The sequence below is a fragment of the Priestia sp. YIM B13551 genome, from assembly GCF_042787905.1.
Taxonomy (GTDB): Bacteria; Bacillota; Bacilli; order Bacillales; family Bacillaceae_H; genus Priestia.
In genome coordinates this window covers 114,517-134,951 of record NZ_JBHZOX010000001.1, presented here as the reverse complement: position 1 = coordinate 134,951, position 20,435 = coordinate 114,517, and the positions used below count along the sequence as shown (strand labels likewise).

Below are 20,435 nucleotides of genomic sequence, written 5' to 3'. Positions count from 1 at the left end.
GCTTCAACATTGAAGCGGCTGTTTTTTATTTTAATTGATAAATACGCCGATGATCATCGTTAGAATAAGGATCACAAAGAAAATGATGATTCCATAGCCAATCCATTTTATTCTTTTGGGCGTTCCTTTTATATTCATATCCGTTATTTTTCCTTCAATACGCTTTTGATGTTCAGTAACATCATTGTATTCATTGTTAGGCGAAGTGATATTATCCTTCCTTTCTATTTAATCGTTTTCTTTCTTCTAACAGCTCTTCATATCTTTTTTCAAGCCGCTGCTTTTCTTTTCCTTCTGGCGTGATGGAAAGCTCGCTAATCACTTTTGTTAATTCTAATTGAACCGCAAGTTTCTCCGCTTCATTTTGCTGCTGTGACGCTTTTTTGCTTTTACCCGTATCTTCAATCGCCGCGAGCTCTGCTTTAGACTGTTTTAACGTCAAAACATGCGTCGCAAGCTTTTTAACAAAGTAACGGTCGTGCGTCACAAATAAAATCGTCCCTGGATAAGCTTTTAACACTTCTTGAAGCGCTTCTTTTGTATGAAGATCAAGATAGTTGGTCGGTTCATCTAAAAGAAGAACGTTGTAGTTTCCTAAAAAGACTTTTGCTAATGCCGTTTTCACTCGTTCTCCTCCGCTTAGCATCTCTACTTTTTTATACACGTCTTCACGTTTAAAAAGTAAGCGCGATAGTACCGTACGAATAAATTGTTCGGTGTACGGACTGTCTTCTTTAATGTTTTCTAAAATGCTTTTAGCGGGATCTAGATTTTCAAGACGCTGATGGAAAAAGCCGAGTTTTACAGGCTTCGCAACCGTGATGCCTTCTGTTTGCTGCTGAATCATATTCAGCAGCGTAGATTTTCCGGCGCCGTTTTTGCCGACAATCGCTACTTTCGCGCCTGGCTTCACACCGCCTTTTAGATTTTGAAACAACATATGATTACCAGCTGATGCCGAGACTTTGTCAAAGCTTAGTACCTGCTTGCTGTGTACTTGGTGAAATTGAGATAAATCAAAATGAATTTCTTCCATTTCTTTTGGCTTTTCTTTTTTCTCCAGCTTTTCAATTCTTGTTTCAATCGCTTTTGCACTTCTATCTAGCTTCGCTTTTTGTTTTCCGACCGCTCGCTTATGAAGTCTCGCTTCAGAGTTCCCCATGCGGCTCGGCGCTTTTTTAAGCGACTTTGATTTTTGGCTTTTTTCTTCAGACGCCAGTTCAAGCCTCTGCTTTTCTTTTACATACTGTTCATACTCAAACTGCTGTCTTTCAACTGCATGTTTTTTTTGCGTCACATATTCTTGATAATTGCCTTCATAGCAGTGAATTTTGCCGTCTTCTACTTCCCAAATGGACGTACAGAGGCGGTTTAATAATTCTCGGTCATGTGAAATCAGCAGCAGACTGCCTGTAAAAGATTTCATTTCTTCTTCAAATTTCTCTACGCCTTTTACATCTAAGTGGCTCGTTGGCTCATCGGCTGCAAGTAGTTCCGCGCCGGATGAAAGAGCAGCAGCAATTTTCTTTCTGGTTTCTTCTCCTCCGCTAAGAAAGTCGCCTTCATTTGGCACGTTCCACTGACTTTTCATCTCGGGAGATACAGCTCCTGTAGGTTGAACATCAAGCTGCGGAATCAGTGAGGAACGGCCATATGTTTGAACAATTCCTTGATCCGGACTCATTTTTTTCATTAAAATATGAAGCAACGTCGATTTGCCTTCTCCGTTTTTCCCAACAATTCCAATTCGCTCTCCGCGATGTACTTGAAGCTTCTCTGCTTGAAACAGCAGGCGGTCTCCATAGCTTTTTTCAATATTTATAGCTTCTAACAATAACATAAAAAAACCTCCCTAGGATTTCTAGAGAGGATTAGAGGTCATAATTAGGCATACGCAAATATGCACCCTTTTATAGAGTAAAAAAAGGGAGAAATCAATTCATATAAGACATATAGAAATGGCACCTAAAAATGTACAGACTAATCCTATCTAGACAAATGTTCATTTAAAATAAAGTTTTAAAAGAATGTCTAAAAAAATAGGATTACTTATCCATTGTCTACGGTACCTTTCCTTTCTTAGTATGAAATGACTTGCTTCTTACAGTGTATGATGAAGTTTTTTAAATGTCAATATCCATTTGGATGATATTCCCTTCTTTTCCTAAGCACAAAAAATCCTCAGCCGATCACAGCCGAGGATTCTTTTATTACACGTATTGGTTCACTTTACCTGTAAAATCAGGCAGCCACTCACCGTGAGCTTCAATTAAATCATCGCACATACGAATGATGTCATCCATGGATAATTCCGCATTTGTATGAGGATCTAGCATCGCAGCTTGATAGATGTGCTCTCTTTTTCTAGTGACAGCTGCTTCAATTGTTAATAATTGAGTATTAATATTCGTACGATTTAACGCCGCAAGCTGCTCAGGTAAGTCTCCTACATAAGTCGGCATAATGCCGCTTCGGTCTACAACACATGGAACTTCTACGCACGCTTTTGTCGGCAGGTTACTAATTAAGCCTCCGGTATTTAATACGTTACCGGCAAATTTAAACGGCACGTTTGTCTCTATCGCTTCAATGATTCTAGAGCCGTACTCATGTGAACGCGTATGAGTTAGCTGACTGTTGTTGACCATTTCTTCTCTCATTGATTCCCAATTGCTAATTTGCTCTTCGCATCGGCGAGGATATTCATCAAGAGGGATGTTAAACTGATCAACAAGATTTGGATATTTATGTTTAATAAAGTATGGATGATACTCTGCATTATGCTCAGACGATTCGGTAATATAGTAGCCGAACTTATCCATTAGCTCAAAACGCACCATATCGTGATGCTTTGTCTTTTGCTTTTCTTTTGCTAGACGCTTGATTTCTGGGTATAAGTCTTGTCCATCTCTTTTTACTTCTAGCAGCCATGCCATATGGTTAATGCCTGCGATTTTCTCTTGTATTCCTTCATGATCCATTCCGAGAGAATCAAATAAATCTTTTGTACATACTTGAACACTGTGACAAAGGCCTACCGTCTTTACATTGGTATAGCGCAGCATTGCACCCGTTAGTGTTGCCATTGGATTGGTGTAATTTAAAAACAGCGCATCTGGACATACTTCTTCAATGTCTTTTGCAAAATCAAACAGCACTGGAATCGTGCGCAGTGATCTAAAGATTCCTCCAATTCCTACTGTATCTCCAATCGTCTGACGCAAGCCGTATTTTTTAGGAATTTCAAAATCAATGACGGTGCTTGGTTTGTATCCGCCTACTTGAATCGCGTTAATCACATACTTTGCTCCTGTTAAAGCTTCTCTTCGGTTTAAATAGGCTTTAACCGTAATATTCACTTTATAGTTTTCTTTTAAATTGTTTAGCATATTTTCCGAATCTCTTAAACGCTCAGCATCTATATCGTATAGCGCAAATTCAAAGCCAGCTAAAGCAGGCACAAACATGCAGTCTCCTAAAATATTTTTTGCAAAAACTGTACTTCCCGCTCCGATAAATGTGATTTTAGACATCGTCATCTTCCTTCCTCGTATTGGTTTTATCCTTTCACAGATCCTGATGAAAGCCCTGCAATAAAGTATTTTTGTAGCACTAAAAACAAAATAGTCATTGGAAGCATCGCAATAATCGCAGCTGCTCCTACTAAGCTAAGATTATTTTGATTTTCGGCAAAAAAGCTTGCTAACGTAACGGTTAATGTATGCATTTCCTTATCTTGAAGGAAGAAGATTGCAAACTGATAGTCGTTCCAAATATAGACGCTGGCAATAATTAGAATGGATGCAGTAACAGGCTTTAGCAGTGGAAATACGATTTTAAAGAAAATCGTTAACGTACCGGCACCGTCAATTCTTGCTGCTTCCTCGAGCTCTTTAGAAATAGTGGAGCGAATGAAGCCCGCATACAAAAAGATCGTTAGCGGCAAAAATGCTGCGACATTATTTAAAATGGCAATTTGGTACGTGTTCATCATTCCCATATTCACAACCATTTTGTACAGCGGAACTAGCGCTGTTAAAGGCGGTATTACCATCACGGCAATAAAGATAAAATAGACGTACTTATTTAATTTCGTTTGTCGGCGCGCTAAAGGATACGCAGCCATTGATCCTAAAAAAATAAGCAGAATCGCCGAAACGAATGTAATGATAAATGTATTAACAAAAGAGTTTCCTAAGTTCGCTTGCTCCCAAGCCGCTGTGAAATTTTCAAGGTGTATGCTTTTGGGAAATACCCACTTGGAACTAAAATCCCCGGTTGCTTTTAAAGAAGTCGTAACAAGAATATAAAAAGGGACAATATGAACAAGCGTTATACAAAGAGCTAGAAAGGTAAAAAATCGTTTTTTCCGTTTATTTGTATAGTCCATCACGCTTCTGTCTCCTTTCGTTTAAAGTACAAAAGTGCTGATAAGCTAATGACTAAGATAATAAGCGCCATGCACACACCTTGAGTTGCTGCATAGCCGGCGTCTTGTCTTCTAAAATATAAGTCATACATAAAAGTAGACATTGACTGTGATGCATCTCCAGGTCCTCCTCCTGTCAGCGCAACAATGACATCAAACAGTTTTAACCCCCCGATAATATTTAAAACGACGTTAATTGTAATAGAAGGCATAAGCAATGGAAGAGTGATATTTTTAAACTGCTGAAGAGCAGATGCTCCGTCAAGCTGCGCTGCCTCGTAGTAATCTTTTGAAATACTTTGCAGCCCCGCTAAATAAATAATCATCGCAATTCCAACGAATTGATACGTATTGACGAACACGATAATCCAAGAGTTAAGCTCCGGAGTTCCCAAAGCATTAATCTTCTCAAAGCCTAAAAATACAAGAAGGTCATTTAAAGCGCCTCCTTGGTAGGCAAAAAAGAAGTACCAGATATACCCCATAATAATTGGGCTGATAATAACTGGAAGGTAGACAATTGTTCTTGTTACAGCCTTCATTTTAATGCTTTGATTTAGAAGTAAAGCATATAACAAGCCAATAATATTTTGAAAAATGGTACTGCCTATTCCGTAGAGCAGCGTATTTTTTACCACAAGCCAAGTCGTTGGATCTGCAAGCAAGCGTTTGTACTGTTGGAGTCCAATCCAATCATATGTTTGTGAAAATCCATTCCAATTAGTAAAGGAAAGTCTAATTCCGTTAATAAAAGGATAGATAATAAAAACGGTGATAATTACTAAGCCGGGAAGGTACATCCACCATAAAGAGGATTCTGTCTTTAATTTTTTCTTTCGTTTTTCCGTATCTCTTACTACGGAAACCGGCTCTTTCCTGACTAATTCATTCATCGTGTTCACTCCTATTTCAGCTTGTGTTGAAAAGAAGCAGAAGCCTATCTCCCTGCTTCTCGGCGAACAAGGAAATTTTGCACACTATTTTATTGTTTACTGAGACGCTTGTACTCTTTTTCCATCTCATTTGATAATTGCTTTGGCGTTAAACTTCCCGCTAGCAATTCTTGACCTGTAGAAGACATCACTGCCCACATGCCGCTCGGTAAATACTTTCGGTCGAAGTATGGCTCAACTTTGATATCGCTATACTTATCGTAGTATGCAGAGTAGTAGTTTTGTGTTTTATTGTTTGTTAGAGCCGATGCTGAAGACGTTCCTTCTGCAATCTTTTTGGCAACTTCCGGCTGCGACACAAATTCAATAAATTTCTTCGCTTCTTTAAGGTGCTTAGAATCTTTCCACGCAGCAAGGGTAAAGCGCTCTCCGCCGATCCAGCTTTGCGTACCACCTTTATGAATAGCCGGCACCGGTACCGTTCCTACTTTTACTTCAGAATTTAATTCTGTTGCATCCGGTCCAAGAGATCCGCCCACAAATGTAAAAGCAATTTTATTTTGAGCCATTAATTCCGTTGCTTGAGATACTTTTGCGGTTAATACATCTTCATTCAATAACCCTTTTTTCTTCATTTCTGCCATTGTTTCCGCTAGCGGCGTGTAGTTTGACCAATTAAATGTTCCTTTTTCTAACTGCTTAGCATAGTTCTTATTTTTTGCTGTAATAAGCTGAGGTGTGGCGAGCTGATCAAACACTTGAGCAATATTGCCGTTTTCTCCTCCTGGAATCCATAAAGGCGCTACTTCTCCTTTACTTTTCTTTTTCACTGTTTCTAACGCTGTTATAAATTCATCCATTGTGTTAGGAGGCTTTATGCCGTATTTCTCTAATAGAGTTGCATTATAGCTGATTCCGTCTTTTGCTTGATTTAAAGGATACGCATACACTTTGCCGCTTTTATCTTTCAAAATTTGATTCAGCGCCGGATCTAAATGCTGAACCCAATCCATATCTTTTAAATCTGCTACATACTCCCCGTAGCGAAGCTGAGACCAGCCGTGCGTATCAAATAAATCGGGCATATCATTTGCACCCATTTTCACACGAAGCATATCTTCATAGCCGTTACCCGGAAAATTCGCATCAATTTTAATATCTGGATTTTGTTTTTCAAATTCTGCAATCGCGTTTTGAAGCGCTTTTCTCTCGCCTTTATTACTCATCGTAGAAAAAAGCGTTAACTTTGTTTTCCCATTTCCGCCTGTTGCCGCTTCTTTATTTCCGCAGCCCGCTGCCACAACAGAAAAGACTAGTAATAGAACGAAAAGATACGTAAGCTTTTTCATTTATCTTCTTTCCTCCTTATACTCTATCAAGACACAAATAACTGAATATTCAGCCATTTATACGTAGACAAATTCATTGCACAACGAAATAAAGTCACTTATAATTTAATCCTATACTTTTACAAAGGTTCAAAGAGTCCTAGAGATGAAAAAGCTTTTTCATTTACATACTTATCTGCCAATAAGTATGTAGTTTCTAGGGCTTTTTAACCTGCTTTTTCTATGTTTTTTTCTATTTTTCTTCCCCCTTATCACTCTTTATGTATGAATTCTTCTTTTCTATCACCCCCTTTCAAGTTATAACTTTTAGGCTACTGTTTCTTGAGCAAAGCTCCGCAGCTTTCACGATAAATTAATTTAGTCGGCACCATGACTTTTAAAGGAACGGATCTGCCGCTTAACCGATCTACTAGCATTTTAACAGCCTGCCTTCCCATTTCTTCAGTATATACTTTAACCGTGGTGAGCGGCGTGCTCGCAAATGCTGCGATATCCACATCATCAAAGCTTACAATCGCTACATCTTCAGGAACCTTTATATTTGATTGCTGTAGGGCACGCATTGCTCCTATCGCCATTGCATCACTTGCGATAAAAAATGCCTCAGGAAGATTTCCTTGCTTAATCGCTTGTCCCATTAGCTCATACCCTTCAGTCATTGAGTACTCTCCTATATAAACTTTCTCAGAATCGAGCAGGCCTTTTTCATGCATAACGCGTTCAAAAACCGTTTGACGCTGATCTTCAATAATAGAGCTTCCATTTATATAATGTTCTCTTTCTGTCCCTCCGATATAGCCAATTTTTTTATAACCGAGGCCAAATAAATGATTTAATGCGTGTTTAGTAGCTTTCTCAAAATCAATCATGACCGAATCGTACAAATCCTCATCCGCTTTGTGATTAATAAAAACAATAGTATCTAAATGATCGCTCACTTCTTGAACCGTTTCTGGACTAACTCTTCCCACTACAATCACTCCATCAAGATCCTGCAGCAGCTCTTCTTGCTTCATGCCTTTTAGCCTAAATGACTTTACTGTAAAAATTTCTTTTTCTGAGCATTCACTTTCTATTCCATGGCGAATAGAGGAGAAAAAAGGGTCTACTAGCTCTTCTTCAAGGGACTGAGCAAAAATAATACCTATTCTTGGAGCTTCGAGGTCTTTTCCGTTTGCCGTTCCTTTTCGTATCTTCACAGGCGTATATTGCAGCTCCTTGGCTGCATGCAGAATACGTTCACGGGTAACCTCAGATACAGAAAGCGTATGATCATTATTTAGTACTCTTGATACAGTTGAACTGGAAACATTAGCGTACGCCGCTATATCTTTTAAAGTTGCCATCTTTTTACCTCTCTATTATAATCTTCTATTTTTACTAAATATTTATCTCTTATATTGGAAGAATAGCACACTAATAAAACGCTTTCAATAAATATTTTTAAAATTTCAGTAAATTTATCAAAAAATTCTCATTTATTTTGTTATTTCCGCCTTTAAAATGACAAAATCACTGCTATTACTACTTTGTTTTTATCACACCGAACTAAAACTTAAGTAAACTTTTAGTAAATATTAATTTTCATAAGAATTTGTTCATATTTGATATAAAACGGTTTGTTGGGGAAAATAAAAGAAGAAATACTGATAAGGAAAGAGAGAGCCTATGATTAGCCAACATTCTTATTTCCAACAATGTCTGCCTGCCATTCAACAATTGCATAACATAAATTTTACGAAAGAACAGCTGTTGCAAAAAGACTTTTTAATCGGGCAAGAACATGAATTAAGCATGTACTACTCGCCTCATAACGACTACATAAATCCAGACGCTCATATTGTTATTGCAGGCATCACACCAGGGTGGTTTCAAATGAAAACAGCTTTTAAACAATGCATTTCCAGCCTGGCTCATCACCAGGTTGAACAAGTGCTGTACGAAACAAAAAAAACCGCTAGCTTTAGCGGGACGATGAGAGTCAATTTAATAGACATGTTAGATCAATGCGGAATTGCAAAAGCCATGGGTATTAACAGTGCCGCTGAGTTATTTGCTTCACAGCGAGATTTACTGCATACAACGTCTGTACTGAAATATCCCGTGTTTTATAAAGGAAAAAACTATACCGGACATCAGCCGCCAATTGAACGCTCAGCGCTTCTTTCTCGCTATGCTTTTGAAGTGTTTCCACAGGAATTGAACGAAATAAAGAATCCGTGCTTAATCGTTCCGCTAGGAAAAGCAGTTGAAAATGTTTTAAGAAAGCTTTCGGGTGAACCTTCGCTTTCTCGGCATACGTATTTATTTGGCTTTCCACATCCATCCGGAGCAAACGGACATCGAAAACGGATATTTGAAGAACACCTAGGTGAATTTACGGAAATTGTGGAGGATTGGGCTGCAAAAAGAAAGAGCTGAAAACTAGTTTTGGCTCTTTCTTTTTATAACATCTCCTTCTCTTTCTTCTATTTCTCGTTCGGTTTGTTCTTCATGAAACTCCTCTTCTGTTTGTACAGCAAGATAATCAAACGGCGTGTAGTAATTACGAGGAAGCTTTCGGTGCCAAACCGTTTTAACGATAATGATCATCAGCGGAATACTAACCATTAAAATAGCGACTAAAATTAGTAACGAAAAAGCCATGGGTTATTTCCTCCTACTCTAATACGCTGCTTACGTTTAGTTATTGCACTTTTCTTCTAAAACGACAAAGCAAATCCCCTACATTCTTTCCCTTATATTCAATCTATATTTACCGTCATCAATATACGGGATTTATGGATGATAAAACCCTTCTTTTCAAAAAACGTGCTGGTTTGCCTTGACCTCTTTCAGTAGACACATATGCTTCTTTTACCTTCCTTTGTACAAGCAATTCTTTCAGAAAAGTTAAAAGGCTTGTTCCTACTCCAGTCTGCTGAATGCTGGTTAACACACAAATTTCATTTAAATAAAACGTCTTATAGTTCGCCCATTGTTCTTCATTTCCTACTATAAATCCTATGAGTTTATTATTTTCACTATGGAAGTAACCTATCCCTATGTACCCTGGAGTTTTACTAATATCATATAAACGGGCATAAGCAGTGTTCCTACTCCAAGGCTCATTCCACGGTGAACCACTAAAAACGTTTGTATAGATAATTGCTGCTTCTTCTAATTCTTTATCTCTCAGTAAACGAACTTGATTTTTCATCATGTTTCTCCTTTTCCTATCAACTTTTTTGAAACTCATTTATATATAAATCATTTTAACAATTGGTTAATTATAACATTAAAATTTCAAAAGAATGATAGCAGCCTACTTCAGCCCTAAACGAAAAAAAGGTCCCTTCTGATGGAAGAAACCTTCTAACATTTATTAAAAAGAGAATAAGAAGAACTTTAAGTCCTTTATTTTATGGCTAAACGTATAACTGACGCTACGTTTTTAGCCGTTCGTTCAATATTTTCATCGGCTTTTTCCAGCGCTTCTGACAGAGCCACTGCACCGGGCACGACGCTGAATAAAGCATGAATACCGTGTTCATATACAGCTTCGCTTCCCGCTCCAATGCTTCCTGCTATGGCTATCACGGGAACACTGTGTTTTTTTGCTGTTTTGGCTACGCCGATGGGTGTTTTTCCGTAAATGGTTTGACCATCAATTCTTCCTTCGCCCGTAATGACAAGATCAGCACCCTTAATATATCTTTCTAACTGAGTTGCTTCAATGACAATGTCTACACCTGGCTTTAACTCCGCAGATAAAAATGCCAGCAAGCCGCCGCCAAGTCCTCCTGCCGCTCCAGCACCAGGAACACTTTGGATATGAGTATCCATTTCTTTTTCAATAACTGCTGCGTAATGAGCTAAATTACGGTCAAGCCGTTTAACCATATCAGGAGTTGCGCCTTTTTGAGGACCAAATACCGCAGATGCCCCGGTTTCACCTGTTAACGGATTGTCTACATCGCACGCCACTTCTACTTTGACTTCAGCAAGCCGAGAATCCAAGTTTGCAAGATCAATAGAGGCTAACTGATCTAAACTGCCGCCTCCTTCTTTAATTTCTGCTCCGTTAGCATCAAGAAGTTTTGCCCCTAAAGCTTTTGCCATACCGGCTCCTCCATCATTTGTAGCACTTCCTCCGATGCCAATAATGATATGCTTCACTTGGTGATCTAACGCTTTAAGAATGAGCTCGCCGGTTCCTCGCGTTGTTGTTATAAGCGGATTGCGTTTATCCACGGGAACATGATGAAGGCCTGAAGCGGCTGCCATTTCAATAACAGCCGTTTTGCCCCCGCCAAGAATTCCGTAAAAAGCTTCCACCGTTTTTCCTAACGGTCCGGTTACCTTTGTTTGTATAATCTCTCCACCCGTCGCGTCTACAAGCGACTGAACGGTTCCTTCTCCACCGTCTGCCATAGGTACTTTACTAATCTCCGCGTTAGGAAAATGAGCTTTTATTCCTTTTCCAACCGCTTCACAAACGTTAAGAGCCGTTAAGCTTTCTTTAAATGAATCAGGTGCAATCACAATTTTCATGTGCAAACACTCCTTTTTATTTTTAGCCGTATAGCTTTAATACACCAAATATAAGCGTGGATACAATTGCCATAATGAGTCCAATAAGCGATTCGTAAGGGATTAATTTTAAACGTTCTTTTATTTTCATGTTTACACTTCCGCCCGTTGCGTGGAAAAAGCTTCCGTGCGGGAGGTGATCAAGTACGGTCGCTCCGGCATGAACCATAGCAGCCCCGGCTAAAGCAGATACGCCTAGCTCTAAAATTGTCGATCCAAAAACTTGGCTTGCGACTGCTGTTCCTGCAGTTGTCGAAGCCGTTGCCGCTGACATAAAAATACCTGAAACCGGTGCTAAAACATAAGCTGGCAATCCAATGGCAGACAAGCCGTGAATAATAACGTCTTTTAGCTGGGAGTTAGCAATAATTCCTGCTAATGTCCCCGTTCCGAGAAGCATAATGGCTACACCTGACATTTTCCCTAATCCAGAAATAGCATATGTATTAAGCTGTTTTCCTTTTTTCATCACAATGGCACCAACAATTCCTCCTGCAGGAAGCGCAACCATTGGATCAATATTAAGATCAAAAAGCGGTCGCAGCGCCAGGAGCACGATGGTAACAATTGGTGCTATGATGGCTGTTAAAAACAGCGGCAAGCTGCTTGCATCCACTGTATCTATTTCTTCAGCTTGAACCATTGTTCCTTTTTTCACTAATCGTTTGGCTACTAGATAAGTGGCCGCTACGCCAAATACAGCGGGAATAATTCCTGCAGCCATCACGGATGTAAGAGGAATATTAAATGCATCTGAAGCAGCAATGGCGTTAGGATTAGGAGACATTAAATTCCCTGCCTTTCCCCCTCCAATCATCGCTAATAAAATAGCCGGCTTTGACATACCCGTACGTTTAGCAATGGCTAAAGCAATAGGCGCCACTGTGATCACAGCCACATCAACAAACACACCTACTGTCGTAAGAATGAGTGTGGCTAGCGCTAGAGCTAAAAGCGCTTTTGTTTCCCCTAGTTTTTTTACAATGGTTTCTGCTATAACCGCTGCAGCACCTGATTCTATTAATACCCCAGCCAATATACCGGCTGCAAGAATCCGCAGCACTGCGGGAATGATGCCTTGCGCTCCTTCAATCATTAAATTAACAGTATCAGCAATATTAACTCCGCCAATCAGTCCTCCAATTAAAGCTCCGGCTATCATTCCGTATGCGGGAGCCACTTTCTTTAAGATTAATATAATAGCAATTACTAATGCACAAATCGCGCCTAACGCGCTTACTTGAACGTCCATAAAGCCATCCCCTTTCTTGTTTCTCCTGTCCCTAACGTTAATTGTAAGCGCTATCTTATATTCTTTCATTAGTCACTTCAACAGAAAAAGACCTCACTATCGCAAGATCTTTTATGCACGTGCACAATTATGAAATTTTAGATAGCAGTAGCGCTACATACAGTTCGAGAAGGTCTTTTACTTTCCTTGGATCTTTTCCTGTGATGCTTTGGATTTTATCTAGACGGTAGCTTAGCGTATTTCGATGTATAAAAAGCTTTTTAGCTGCCGTGCTTCCTTCGCCATTTTCTTCTATGTAGACCGTTAACGTTTCGATAAGTTCTTTTTTCTTATCGTATTCCTTAAGCTTTTCATAGTGATGCAACAGCTCATGATTTTCTTGAAAACCGGCGCTTTGACGTAACAGCACGGGAATTTGATAATCCGAATAGCAGTAGAAAACAGCTTCTGGGTGAAGCTTAGAACCGACGGCAAGCGTATCTTTTGCCTGCTGATAAGATATATGAAGGCCTTTAAAGTCAGCTTGAACAGATCCTGCCGCTAACTTACACACCATACCAGACGCCCGAAGCTGTTTTTCCAGCTGTTCCGCATAGCTGCTAGCGCTGCCTGCTTCTATAGATTTTAATATGACCACTCCGTCTGGAAGCATAGCATATAAGTCATTATTAGTTATATATTTCTTTACACGTTTCATGACTTTATGACGATTTTCAGCTGTAACAATGATTGCCACTCGTGGAAGGTATAAGTTAATATCAAAGCGATTCGTCCGGTCAAAAAATAAAGAGTCAAGCGGCTCTTCTTGTCGAAGAAGCTGATGAACCACCTCTTCTTTTAATCGTTCGTCCCATTGAATTTCCTCTATTAAAATCATTTCTTGAAAAATCATTTCAGCCGCCATGCGCACAAGCTCTCCGTAATTACGAATCTGTTCTGGCAGTCCTGTTAATCCCACGACTCCAACAATTTCTCCGTTAAAGAAAATAGGCAAGTTCACGCCTGGTTTGGCCCCGCGCAGCAAGTCGGCCTGCTGTTGAGTAATTTCATACGGGCTTCCGTTTTTTAATACCATTAACGCTCCTTCATGAATATGGTCAATTCTATTTTTGTCACCCGAACCAATAATGACTCCTTTTTCGTTCATCACGTTAATGTTGCAATCAATAATCTCCATCGTTCTACACACAATTTTCTGAGCTAATTCTTTTGTTACGTATCTCAACATTTCCCCATCCTTTGTTTCTGTGAAGTAAAGCTCAATTTTTTCGTGACAGCTAATTTGCATTCAATGAAAAATTTGCGATACTTCATTATAATATACGTAGAAGCAAAACCACATCTTTGAAACCGCCAACAAAACAGTGCCTATAGGAGGATAAAAGAATGACTGTTTCAAAACTAGTTTTTACCCCTCTTAGCTATACAGGATGGGGATCACTTCAGCAACTGCTTCCGGAAGTAAAAAAATATCACCCTGCTCATATTTTAATTGTCACAGACCCTGTTTTAAAAGATATTGGACTTGTAGATAAAGTGAGTTCTCCCCTTATCAAAAACGGATACGAAGTAGATGTATATGCAGATACGGCACCAGAGCCGCCTTTAGCACTCGGTGAAAAACTCGTATCCTACGCAAAAAGCCGAAAATTTGATTTAGTCATTGGCGTTGGCGGCGGCAGCGCGTTAGATTTAGCAAAACTTACGGCCGTTTTAGCCGTTCATGACGGAGCTGTAGAAGAATACTTGAACTTAACTGGTAAGAAACAAATTTCAAAAAAAGGTCTTCCAAAAATTTTAATTCCCACTACTTCCGGCACGGGTTCAGAAGTAACGAATATTTCTGTGCTGTCTCTTGAAAGCACCAAGGATGTTGTGACCCACGACTATTTGATTGCGGACGTTGCGATTGTAGATCCCGAGCTTACGCTTAGCGTGCCTCCTAAAGTAACGGCGGCTACAGGGGTTGATGCATTAACTCATGCTGTTGAAGCTTATATATCAGTAAATGCAAATCTAGCAACCGATGCCTTAGCACTAAAGGCTATACGCATGATTAGCTCTTCTTTAAGAACAGCTGTAGAAAATGGCAAAGATAAAGAAGCGCGAACTCAGATGAGCTACGGAAGCTATTTAGCAGGGCTTGCGTTTTTTAATGCAGGTGTTGCAGGTGTTCATGCACTTGCTTACCCATTAGGTGGACAGTTTCATATTTCTCACGGTGAATCAAACGCCGTATTGCTTCCATATGTGATGGGTTACATACGCAGCAGCTGCGTGGCGAAGATGCGTGATATTTTTGAAGCACTAGGCGGAAACGTGACCTCTTTATCAGAAGAAGAAGCTTCTTATCAGTGTGTAAAGCAGCTGCAGTCACTTGTTGAAGACGTCGGCATTCCTCAAACCCTTCGCGGCTTTAATATTCCAGAAAGTGCCCTTCAAAAGCTGACAGCAGATGGCGTCCAGCAAAAACGAATTCTTGCTCGCAGCCCTTTGCCTCTTCATGAGAAAGACATAAGAGCTATTTACCAATCGGCTTATGATGGCGCTATAGTAGAACCTGTCCACTAAAAAACTCCCCCTTACCTAAGGGGGAGTTCTAATTATGCTGCTTTGGCCGTTGTACCGAAACGATTTTCTTTTGGATCGCTAGGCTGACAGAATAAAATAATCAGCCAAATACCGCCAATCAGTGGAACCAATGTAATAAGCTGCCACCATCCGCTTTTTCCCGTATCGTGGAGCCTTCTTGCTCCTACCGCTAACGAAGGGACTGCAACCAATAACGAGTAGATTACCGGCAGAAAAAGAGGCTTATCAATCACGAACTGAATGAACGAAAGAATAAATGAAATAACAAAGTTAACTAACACAAACATCCAGTATTCAGTTCGGCTTGCTCTGCCAGAAAACGTCCCGTAATTTTTCAACACTTTTATGTACCACTTCATATGCAACATCCTCCTTTTTTGGTATAAAATTGTAAATTTATAGTTTATATATCCTTTTTATTCAAAAAACAAACCGTTAAACGAACAAATAACGACATTTTTTATGCAAAAGAAAAAACTTCTTTCACAAAAAGAAGTTTTCGTAATGTATTATGCTTTTCTATTTAATCAAATCATTTCGGTCTTCCATACTTGGCGGTTCCTCAAGCCATCCGTTTTTGGCCATGATTTTTCCCCCGTCTTGCCCGTATGTTAAAATGTCTTTGGCCGTACTGACAAGAGTAAGAGGAAGATCTCCACGTAAACTAAACGCAGTGCCTAAAGCGTTGCTTCCTAGCCCGAAACTGCAGAATAAACTCACACAATACATCATTAGTTTATCTGAAAAAGGTGCTACTTTTGACTCGGTCGCTTTCGCTCCCCACGTCGCAGGCGTCTGAATATCGCTCTCCAAAAGAATTTTACTATAATCACTTACAACTTTTTTAGCCAGCTCTTTTCCTTTTACAAAGTACTTCTTCACTTCAGGCTCACTTGCTACTTGAGCAAACCCTGTGATCATTTGCATGCCAAGAACGTTGGTTTCAATAGCGTAGTAAATATGTGCTACCTCTACAGTATTTAATGCACGTTTACTGGAAAATAAATGGATTCCATTCATGTAATCTGTACCTTCAGCAAACTTCACTGTTTTAGGTACTGAAACAGCTGGAGGCCTTGGAAGCACGTTTTTTTCCTGAAGATAATCTACACATTTGTCATAGCCACTTTGCGTGAAAGCGGTAAGCTCTTTATATAGAGAGATCATGTCTTTTCTGTAGGACATGGTTAAATGAAGCGTATGTAGCCCCATGCTAATTTCTTTTAAAAGGCGAAGAAACATAATATCAAACATCTTATCATAAAGCTTAGGAACACCGACATTTACGTCTTTTTCTGTGTATCCTACCGGTATGGCTGCCCCTTCATTTTTTAGAATCGTTTTGATATCTTCAATATAATTCACCACTTGCATATGCGTATCTTGCATAATTTCTTTTGCTTGGTCATCTTCTGCGTGCGCAATAAAATATTCTAAAATTCTTCGGATCATTGTCTTTTGCTGATAGGTCATCCAAAGAGTAGCAATTTCACTTGAACTTAACGGTATTTCTTGACTCATATACTAAACCTCCTGCTAGGGCTACATACGTATAGCTTTATTTATTCAAGAGTGGGTATCTGTACAAATGAAGATTGTATTCTACTTTAATGTTCATTCACGTAGTCAGATACAAAACTCTGTCTCTTCCTCAATTAATTCTGCTTCATTTACTATGCACAAACTGGAAGAATTCTATGTATTTGCCTTCGCTTTTAAATGGAGGAAACAAAAAAAGCCCCTTTCCATTAAAGGCGCTTTTTCAAAGAGAACGGTTTTATTCCGTCGTATCAGAAATTCTTTTGTAGCTTCCGCACTTTTTTAGATATTGAATAATATCTTGATCTTTTACACGCTGAATAGCTGATCCGAACAGTTCTGCTGCTACCTGCATACGTTCATGTTTATGTTCAATGGTCATAATATATCGAAGCGCATCCACAACCGGTGCATTGTGACGTGTACGACGAGTTATGTACTCGTGAATGGCTTCATTTAACCCTTCCGATTCCGCTTGTTGAAACTCAGGTTTTCTTACCACTTGACTATATACCACTTTTTTGCCACTCCTTCTCCTCATTTTTAATCATTTTTTTCTTTCTTTCATTTCCATTTCCCTAACAAAAAGGAAACAAAACATGCAATCTTAACTTTTTTTATAAAAAAACAATTATTTTTCATGAAGCTCTAACAAGCGTTTGTGTATCCAAATAGCGGCTTGTAAACCTTCTCCCATCGCTACCGTAACTTGTTCAGAATGAGCCACAATGTCTCCTGCTGCCCACACGTTTGAAACATTTGTTTCTTTTGTACGCGGATTTACGATAATGTGCTGATTTTCTAGAAGTTCTACTCCGAGCTCATGGGCTAATTCTGTTCGAACTTTATTTCCTCCAAACGCTAAAAAACCTCTTTCTCCATAGATAAATTCATTGTTTTCGAGGATGACTCCTTTTAACATTTCTGCTTCAGCTATGACTTTTTTTATTGCCGCTTCTTTATAGGTAATTCCCTTTTGCATCAAGGTATCTGCTAAAGGTCCAATCTCTTTTTTGTCATGATTAATGTACGTAATGTCATTTGTCCAATATGTTAACGTAAGAGATAAACTGGCTCCTGCTTTTCCCGACCCTAGTACTAATACCCTTCTATTATTTACTTCGTATCCGTCACAGTCGGGACATACATATACTGTTTTTCCCATACAGGGATATAGCTCTTGCTGAAGTTCAGGCGGAACCCGGTCTACTACTCCCGTCGCAAACAGTAAAGTAGCTGCTTCGTAGTTAGCAGAGTTTGTAATGACGCTAAACCCCTCTATTTCCTTTTGACATTGAATAACACGTTCTTCTGCAAATTGAATGCCGTAGCTTTTTGCTTGCTTCCTTCCCGTTTCTCTTAGAGTTTGCCCGCTTATTCCCTCAGGCCATCCCAATATATTTTGATAATTTTTGCAAAGATTGGAACGTCCATCGTTTGAATCAATAACCAATACACTGCGCTTATATCTTCCAAGCTGAATAGCGGCTTGAAGTCCTGCAATTCCTCCACCTATAATAACGCAGTCATACTTGTCTGCCACACCACATCACCCCAGCTTTTACTATTTTTTAAACGAAAGCTTCAGTTTTTCATTATCTGTTTTTCTATTATTTTTATACGCTTTATTGTCTTTATTTTTTGAGGTCATTCTACATACAAAAAAACCGCCTCGGCAGCTGCCCTGCCTAGAGACGGTTTTTTATAAAATGAAAAAAGACGATATTACTCATTTTTCTTTCCTGCTTCTTTTTCATTAATTTTAGTAATCAGCTCTTCTTTATATACTTCACTATCTTTCCCGTAGCGTAGACGACTATAACAGTTGGGACATAGTGCCGCAGCGTCCTTTGGCTTAGCGAGCCCGCTCTCTGAAAGCTTTGAAAGATAATACATTTGCAAAAAGGAGCTTCCATCTTTTGCGATAAACGGCGCGCTTTCTCCGCAGGCTTCACAAATACCTGCTGCGCGTTTGTGAACATATTGTTTAAGAGCTGCCGTTTGTTCGTAAACACTTGTCTTTTTTTCTTCCCCTAATGCTATATGACGAAGCTGTTCAGTTGAATAAGGTGAAACATCCAGCTTTGCTGCTTTTTCCTCAATTACAGGATTTCGTTCAAGTTCAAAAATAATGGCTTCACGAAGCTCTCCGTCTGAGTCCCACATGATTTCTAATTGATGATTAATATACGTCACTTCATCCACAAACTCGACCACTCCAGGCTCCACGTAGTGAAACAAGTAAACGGCTTTTCCCGATTGGAAATGTTCGCGAAGCGCTTTATTGCCTTTAATGAGCTGCATCGATCCTCTTTGACCTTCTCCCGTATAGAAAAAAGAGGTTTTATCTCTATTCCATCCGTGTCCTGTTCCGTATTCACTTCCGCTTTCTTTTGTGAAAATAAAAATATATGGATGCGCTTTTGGCGTTGATATTTCGCTTTGTTCTTGCCCTTTATAAAGCTTATGAATTTGTTTTCTGCGATAACGATGTCCTTTTTGAAAGAAATCTCCGCGCTGTAAATCCGTAATCAATGAATTGCCTCCTACTGCGGTCCTGCTTTTATAGTACTTATAGCTCTACTATACACTAATTTTTGTTTTCTTTGCAGATCGTTTCTTCTATCTATTGGATTTATATCATACAAAAAAAGCAGCTGTATGGGCAGCTGCTTTTTTGCTATAGTCAATTTTGCACCGTATAGTCTTCTCCTAGCCATTTTGTGCTGAGTTTTTTTAAAGTACCGTCTTTTTTCAGCTTTTTAATCGCCTGATCGACTTCCGACTTTAACTTTTCGTCTTTTTTGTTAAACATAAAATACACTTTTGAATTAATCACGATATCTCCAACCGTTTTTTGCTGAAATTTCAGCGCTTGATTGCTAAAGTCGATGGAAAATGGGGTCGCAAGCGTAGCATCTGCCCGGCCTGTTTTTAATTGAGTTGTGGCATCATCCGCACCTTGACCGGCGTAAACTACATCGATTTTATTGCCGTGTTTTTGATTGTATTTGTCTAGATAAACGGCCGCATTGCTTGTAGCTCCTACAATCATTTTTTTACCTTCTAAATCTTTTAAGGAATGAATATCATTTCGATTTTTAGGAACCGTTACATAAAGCGGAGAATAATTATATGTTTCATCATTAAATAAAAACTTTTTCTTTCGCTCAGCGTTTTGAGCCATATTATGAGCAATCATATCAATTTTATTACTTTCTAAGCTGAGAAGCAGATTTGAAAATTCCATCGTTTTAAATTCAAATTTATAATCCTTTAACTCTTTGTCGATTGCTCTTACTACTTCTACATCATAGCCGGTCAGTTTGCCTTTATCATCAATAAAGCAAATATTAGGAAACTGAGTGCCTGTTCCAACAACAATCGTTTGAACATCTTTTTCTTTCTTTTTTCCTGCACTTGAAGATACGTTTGTTCCGCAGCCTGCCACGCTAACAGCTACTACAATTGAAAGTAAAAACAGCCAATATTTTTTCATGCGTTCCTCCCCTAAATCCCTATATTATGTAATAAAAAGAGGCTCTTGATAAAGCATCTGCTTCATCAAGAGCCTCTGGTTAACCAGTGGGCTTACTTCGTGTAAGATTATTCACATCATAATACTAGTTAACCGATAAATCAAGTGGGCTTTGAGAAAAAGATTATCTTGACAGCTTGGTGTCTACCGCTTAAGATACAACTAATAAAACAATGAAACTACATATCTACCAGTCAACTGGAGGCAAATGGACACGATAATGAGTGTACGTTTGCTTTTTTTATTGTCATCCACCAATTTATCTTTTGGA

19 protein-coding genes are annotated in these 20,435 nt (G+C 39.1%); 2 read left to right on the top strand and 17 right to left on the bottom strand.

Annotated features, from left to right (window positions below; translation table 11 throughout):
• Positions 1-211: 211 nt before the first annotated feature.
• From abc-f to ACFX4N_RS00670, 6 genes are all read right to left on the bottom strand, one after another.
• The gene (abc-f, locus tag ACFX4N_RS00695; protein WP_192100349.1) at positions 212-1,840 is read right to left on the bottom strand and encodes a ribosomal protection-like ABC-F family protein; all 1,629 of its coding nucleotides are present in this window, start codon (positions 1,838-1,840) and stop codon (positions 212-214) included.
• Positions 1,841-2,210: 370 nt separating this feature from the next.
• Positions 2,211-3,533: an alpha-glucosidase/alpha-galactosidase gene (gene melA / locus ACFX4N_RS00690; protein ID WP_013057450.1), complete on the bottom strand. Its 1,323-nt coding sequence runs from the start codon at positions 3,531-3,533 to the stop codon at positions 2,211-2,213.
• A 26-nt stretch (positions 3,534-3,559) separates the two neighbouring features.
• Positions 3,560-4,390 carry a carbohydrate ABC transporter permease gene (locus tag ACFX4N_RS00685; protein WP_014459693.1) on the bottom strand — a complete coding sequence of 277 codons (831 nt, stop codon included), beginning with the start codon at positions 4,388-4,390 and terminating at the stop codon, positions 3,560-3,562.
• Complete coding sequence (locus ACFX4N_RS00680; RefSeq protein ID WP_192100348.1) at positions 4,390-5,322, bottom strand: carbohydrate ABC transporter permease; 933 nt, start codon at positions 5,320-5,322, stop codon at positions 4,390-4,392. The genes ACFX4N_RS00685 and ACFX4N_RS00680 overlap by 1 nt, the downstream gene beginning before the upstream one ends.
• 89 nt (positions 5,323-5,411) lie before the next feature.
• On the bottom strand, positions 5,412-6,671 hold the full coding sequence (locus ACFX4N_RS00675; RefSeq protein ID WP_192100347.1) for an ABC transporter substrate-binding protein: 1,260 nt from the start codon (positions 6,669-6,671) through the stop codon (positions 5,412-5,414).
• A gap of 311 nt (positions 6,672-6,982) precedes the next feature.
• Positions 6,983-8,017: a LacI family DNA-binding transcriptional regulator gene (locus ACFX4N_RS00670; protein WP_013057454.1), complete on the bottom strand. Its 1,035-nt coding sequence runs from the start codon at positions 8,015-8,017 to the stop codon at positions 6,983-6,985.
• A 322-nt stretch (positions 8,018-8,339) separates the two neighbouring features.
• Here ACFX4N_RS00670 and ACFX4N_RS00665 point away from each other — a divergent pair, with 322 nt between their 5' ends.
• On the top strand, positions 8,340-9,092 hold the full coding sequence (locus ACFX4N_RS00665; RefSeq protein WP_013057455.1) for a uracil-DNA glycosylase family protein: 753 nt from the start codon (positions 8,340-8,342) through the stop codon (positions 9,090-9,092).
• 3 nt (positions 9,093-9,095) lie between these two features.
• Here ACFX4N_RS00665 and ACFX4N_RS00660 read toward each other — a convergent pair whose 3' ends face one another.
• The 5 genes from ACFX4N_RS00660 to ACFX4N_RS00640 form a co-directional block, all read right to left on the bottom strand.
• The gene (locus ACFX4N_RS00660; RefSeq protein ID WP_013057456.1) at positions 9,096-9,317 is read right to left on the bottom strand and encodes a DUF3951 domain-containing protein; all 222 of its coding nucleotides are present in this window, start codon (positions 9,315-9,317) and stop codon (positions 9,096-9,098) included.
• Positions 9,318-9,435: 118 nt separating this feature from the next.
• Positions 9,436-9,870, bottom strand: coding sequence for a GNAT family N-acetyltransferase (locus ACFX4N_RS00655; RefSeq protein ID WP_013057457.1), 435 nt, complete (start codon positions 9,868-9,870; stop codon positions 9,436-9,438).
• Positions 9,871-10,067: 197 nt separating this feature from the next.
• Positions 10,068-11,204 carry a glycerate kinase gene (locus ACFX4N_RS00650; protein ID WP_013057458.1) on the bottom strand — a complete coding sequence of 379 codons (1,137 nt, stop codon included), beginning with the start codon at positions 11,202-11,204 and terminating at the stop codon, positions 10,068-10,070.
• Positions 11,205-11,226: 22 nt separating this feature from the next.
• Entirely contained in the window at positions 11,227-12,495 is a 1,269-nt protein-coding gene (locus ACFX4N_RS00645; protein ID WP_013057459.1) for a GntP family permease, read from the bottom strand.
• 127 nt (positions 12,496-12,622) lie between these two features.
• The gene (locus tag ACFX4N_RS00640) at positions 12,623-13,723 is read right to left on the bottom strand and encodes a sugar diacid recognition domain-containing protein (protein WP_335440534.1); all 1,101 of its coding nucleotides are present in this window, start codon (positions 13,721-13,723) and stop codon (positions 12,623-12,625) included.
• Between the two features lie 158 nt (positions 13,724-13,881).
• Here ACFX4N_RS00640 and ACFX4N_RS00635 point away from each other — a divergent pair, with 158 nt between their 5' ends.
• Complete coding sequence (locus ACFX4N_RS00635; protein ID WP_377260657.1) at positions 13,882-15,066, top strand: iron-containing alcohol dehydrogenase; 1,185 nt, start codon at positions 13,882-13,884, stop codon at positions 15,064-15,066.
• A gap of 32 nt (positions 15,067-15,098) precedes the next feature.
• Here the strand turns inward: ACFX4N_RS00635 and ACFX4N_RS00630 are convergent, their stop codons facing one another.
• The 6 genes from ACFX4N_RS00630 to ACFX4N_RS00605 form a co-directional block, all read right to left on the bottom strand.
• Positions 15,099-15,446 (bottom strand): DUF805 domain-containing protein, encoded by a 348-nt coding sequence (locus ACFX4N_RS00630; protein ID WP_211079050.1) that lies wholly within the window; start codon positions 15,444-15,446, stop codon positions 15,099-15,101.
• 160 nt (positions 15,447-15,606) lie between these two features.
• On the bottom strand, positions 15,607-16,608 hold the full coding sequence (locus ACFX4N_RS00625) for a DUF3231 family protein (protein WP_274589370.1): 1,002 nt from the start codon (positions 16,606-16,608) through the stop codon (positions 15,607-15,609).
• A 256-nt stretch (positions 16,609-16,864) separates the two neighbouring features.
• Positions 16,865-17,143 carry a hypothetical protein gene (locus ACFX4N_RS00620; protein ID WP_013057464.1) on the bottom strand — a complete coding sequence of 93 codons (279 nt, stop codon included), beginning with the start codon at positions 17,141-17,143 and terminating at the stop codon, positions 16,865-16,867.
• Positions 17,144-17,257: 114 nt separating this feature from the next.
• Positions 17,258-18,169, bottom strand: a complete 912-nt coding sequence (locus ACFX4N_RS00615) for an NAD(P)/FAD-dependent oxidoreductase (protein WP_377260654.1) — start codon at positions 18,167-18,169, stop codon at positions 17,258-17,260.
• Between the two features lie 182 nt (positions 18,170-18,351).
• Positions 18,352-19,161 carry an SRA domain-containing endonuclease gene (locus tag ACFX4N_RS00610; RefSeq protein ID WP_013057466.1) on the bottom strand — a complete coding sequence of 270 codons (810 nt, stop codon included), beginning with the start codon at positions 19,159-19,161 and terminating at the stop codon, positions 18,352-18,354.
• Between the two features lie 151 nt (positions 19,162-19,312).
• Positions 19,313-20,125 carry an amino acid ABC transporter substrate-binding protein gene (locus ACFX4N_RS00605; protein ID WP_029322351.1) on the bottom strand — a complete coding sequence of 271 codons (813 nt, stop codon included), beginning with the start codon at positions 20,123-20,125 and terminating at the stop codon, positions 19,313-19,315.
• Between the last annotated feature and the right edge of the window lie 310 nt (positions 20,126-20,435).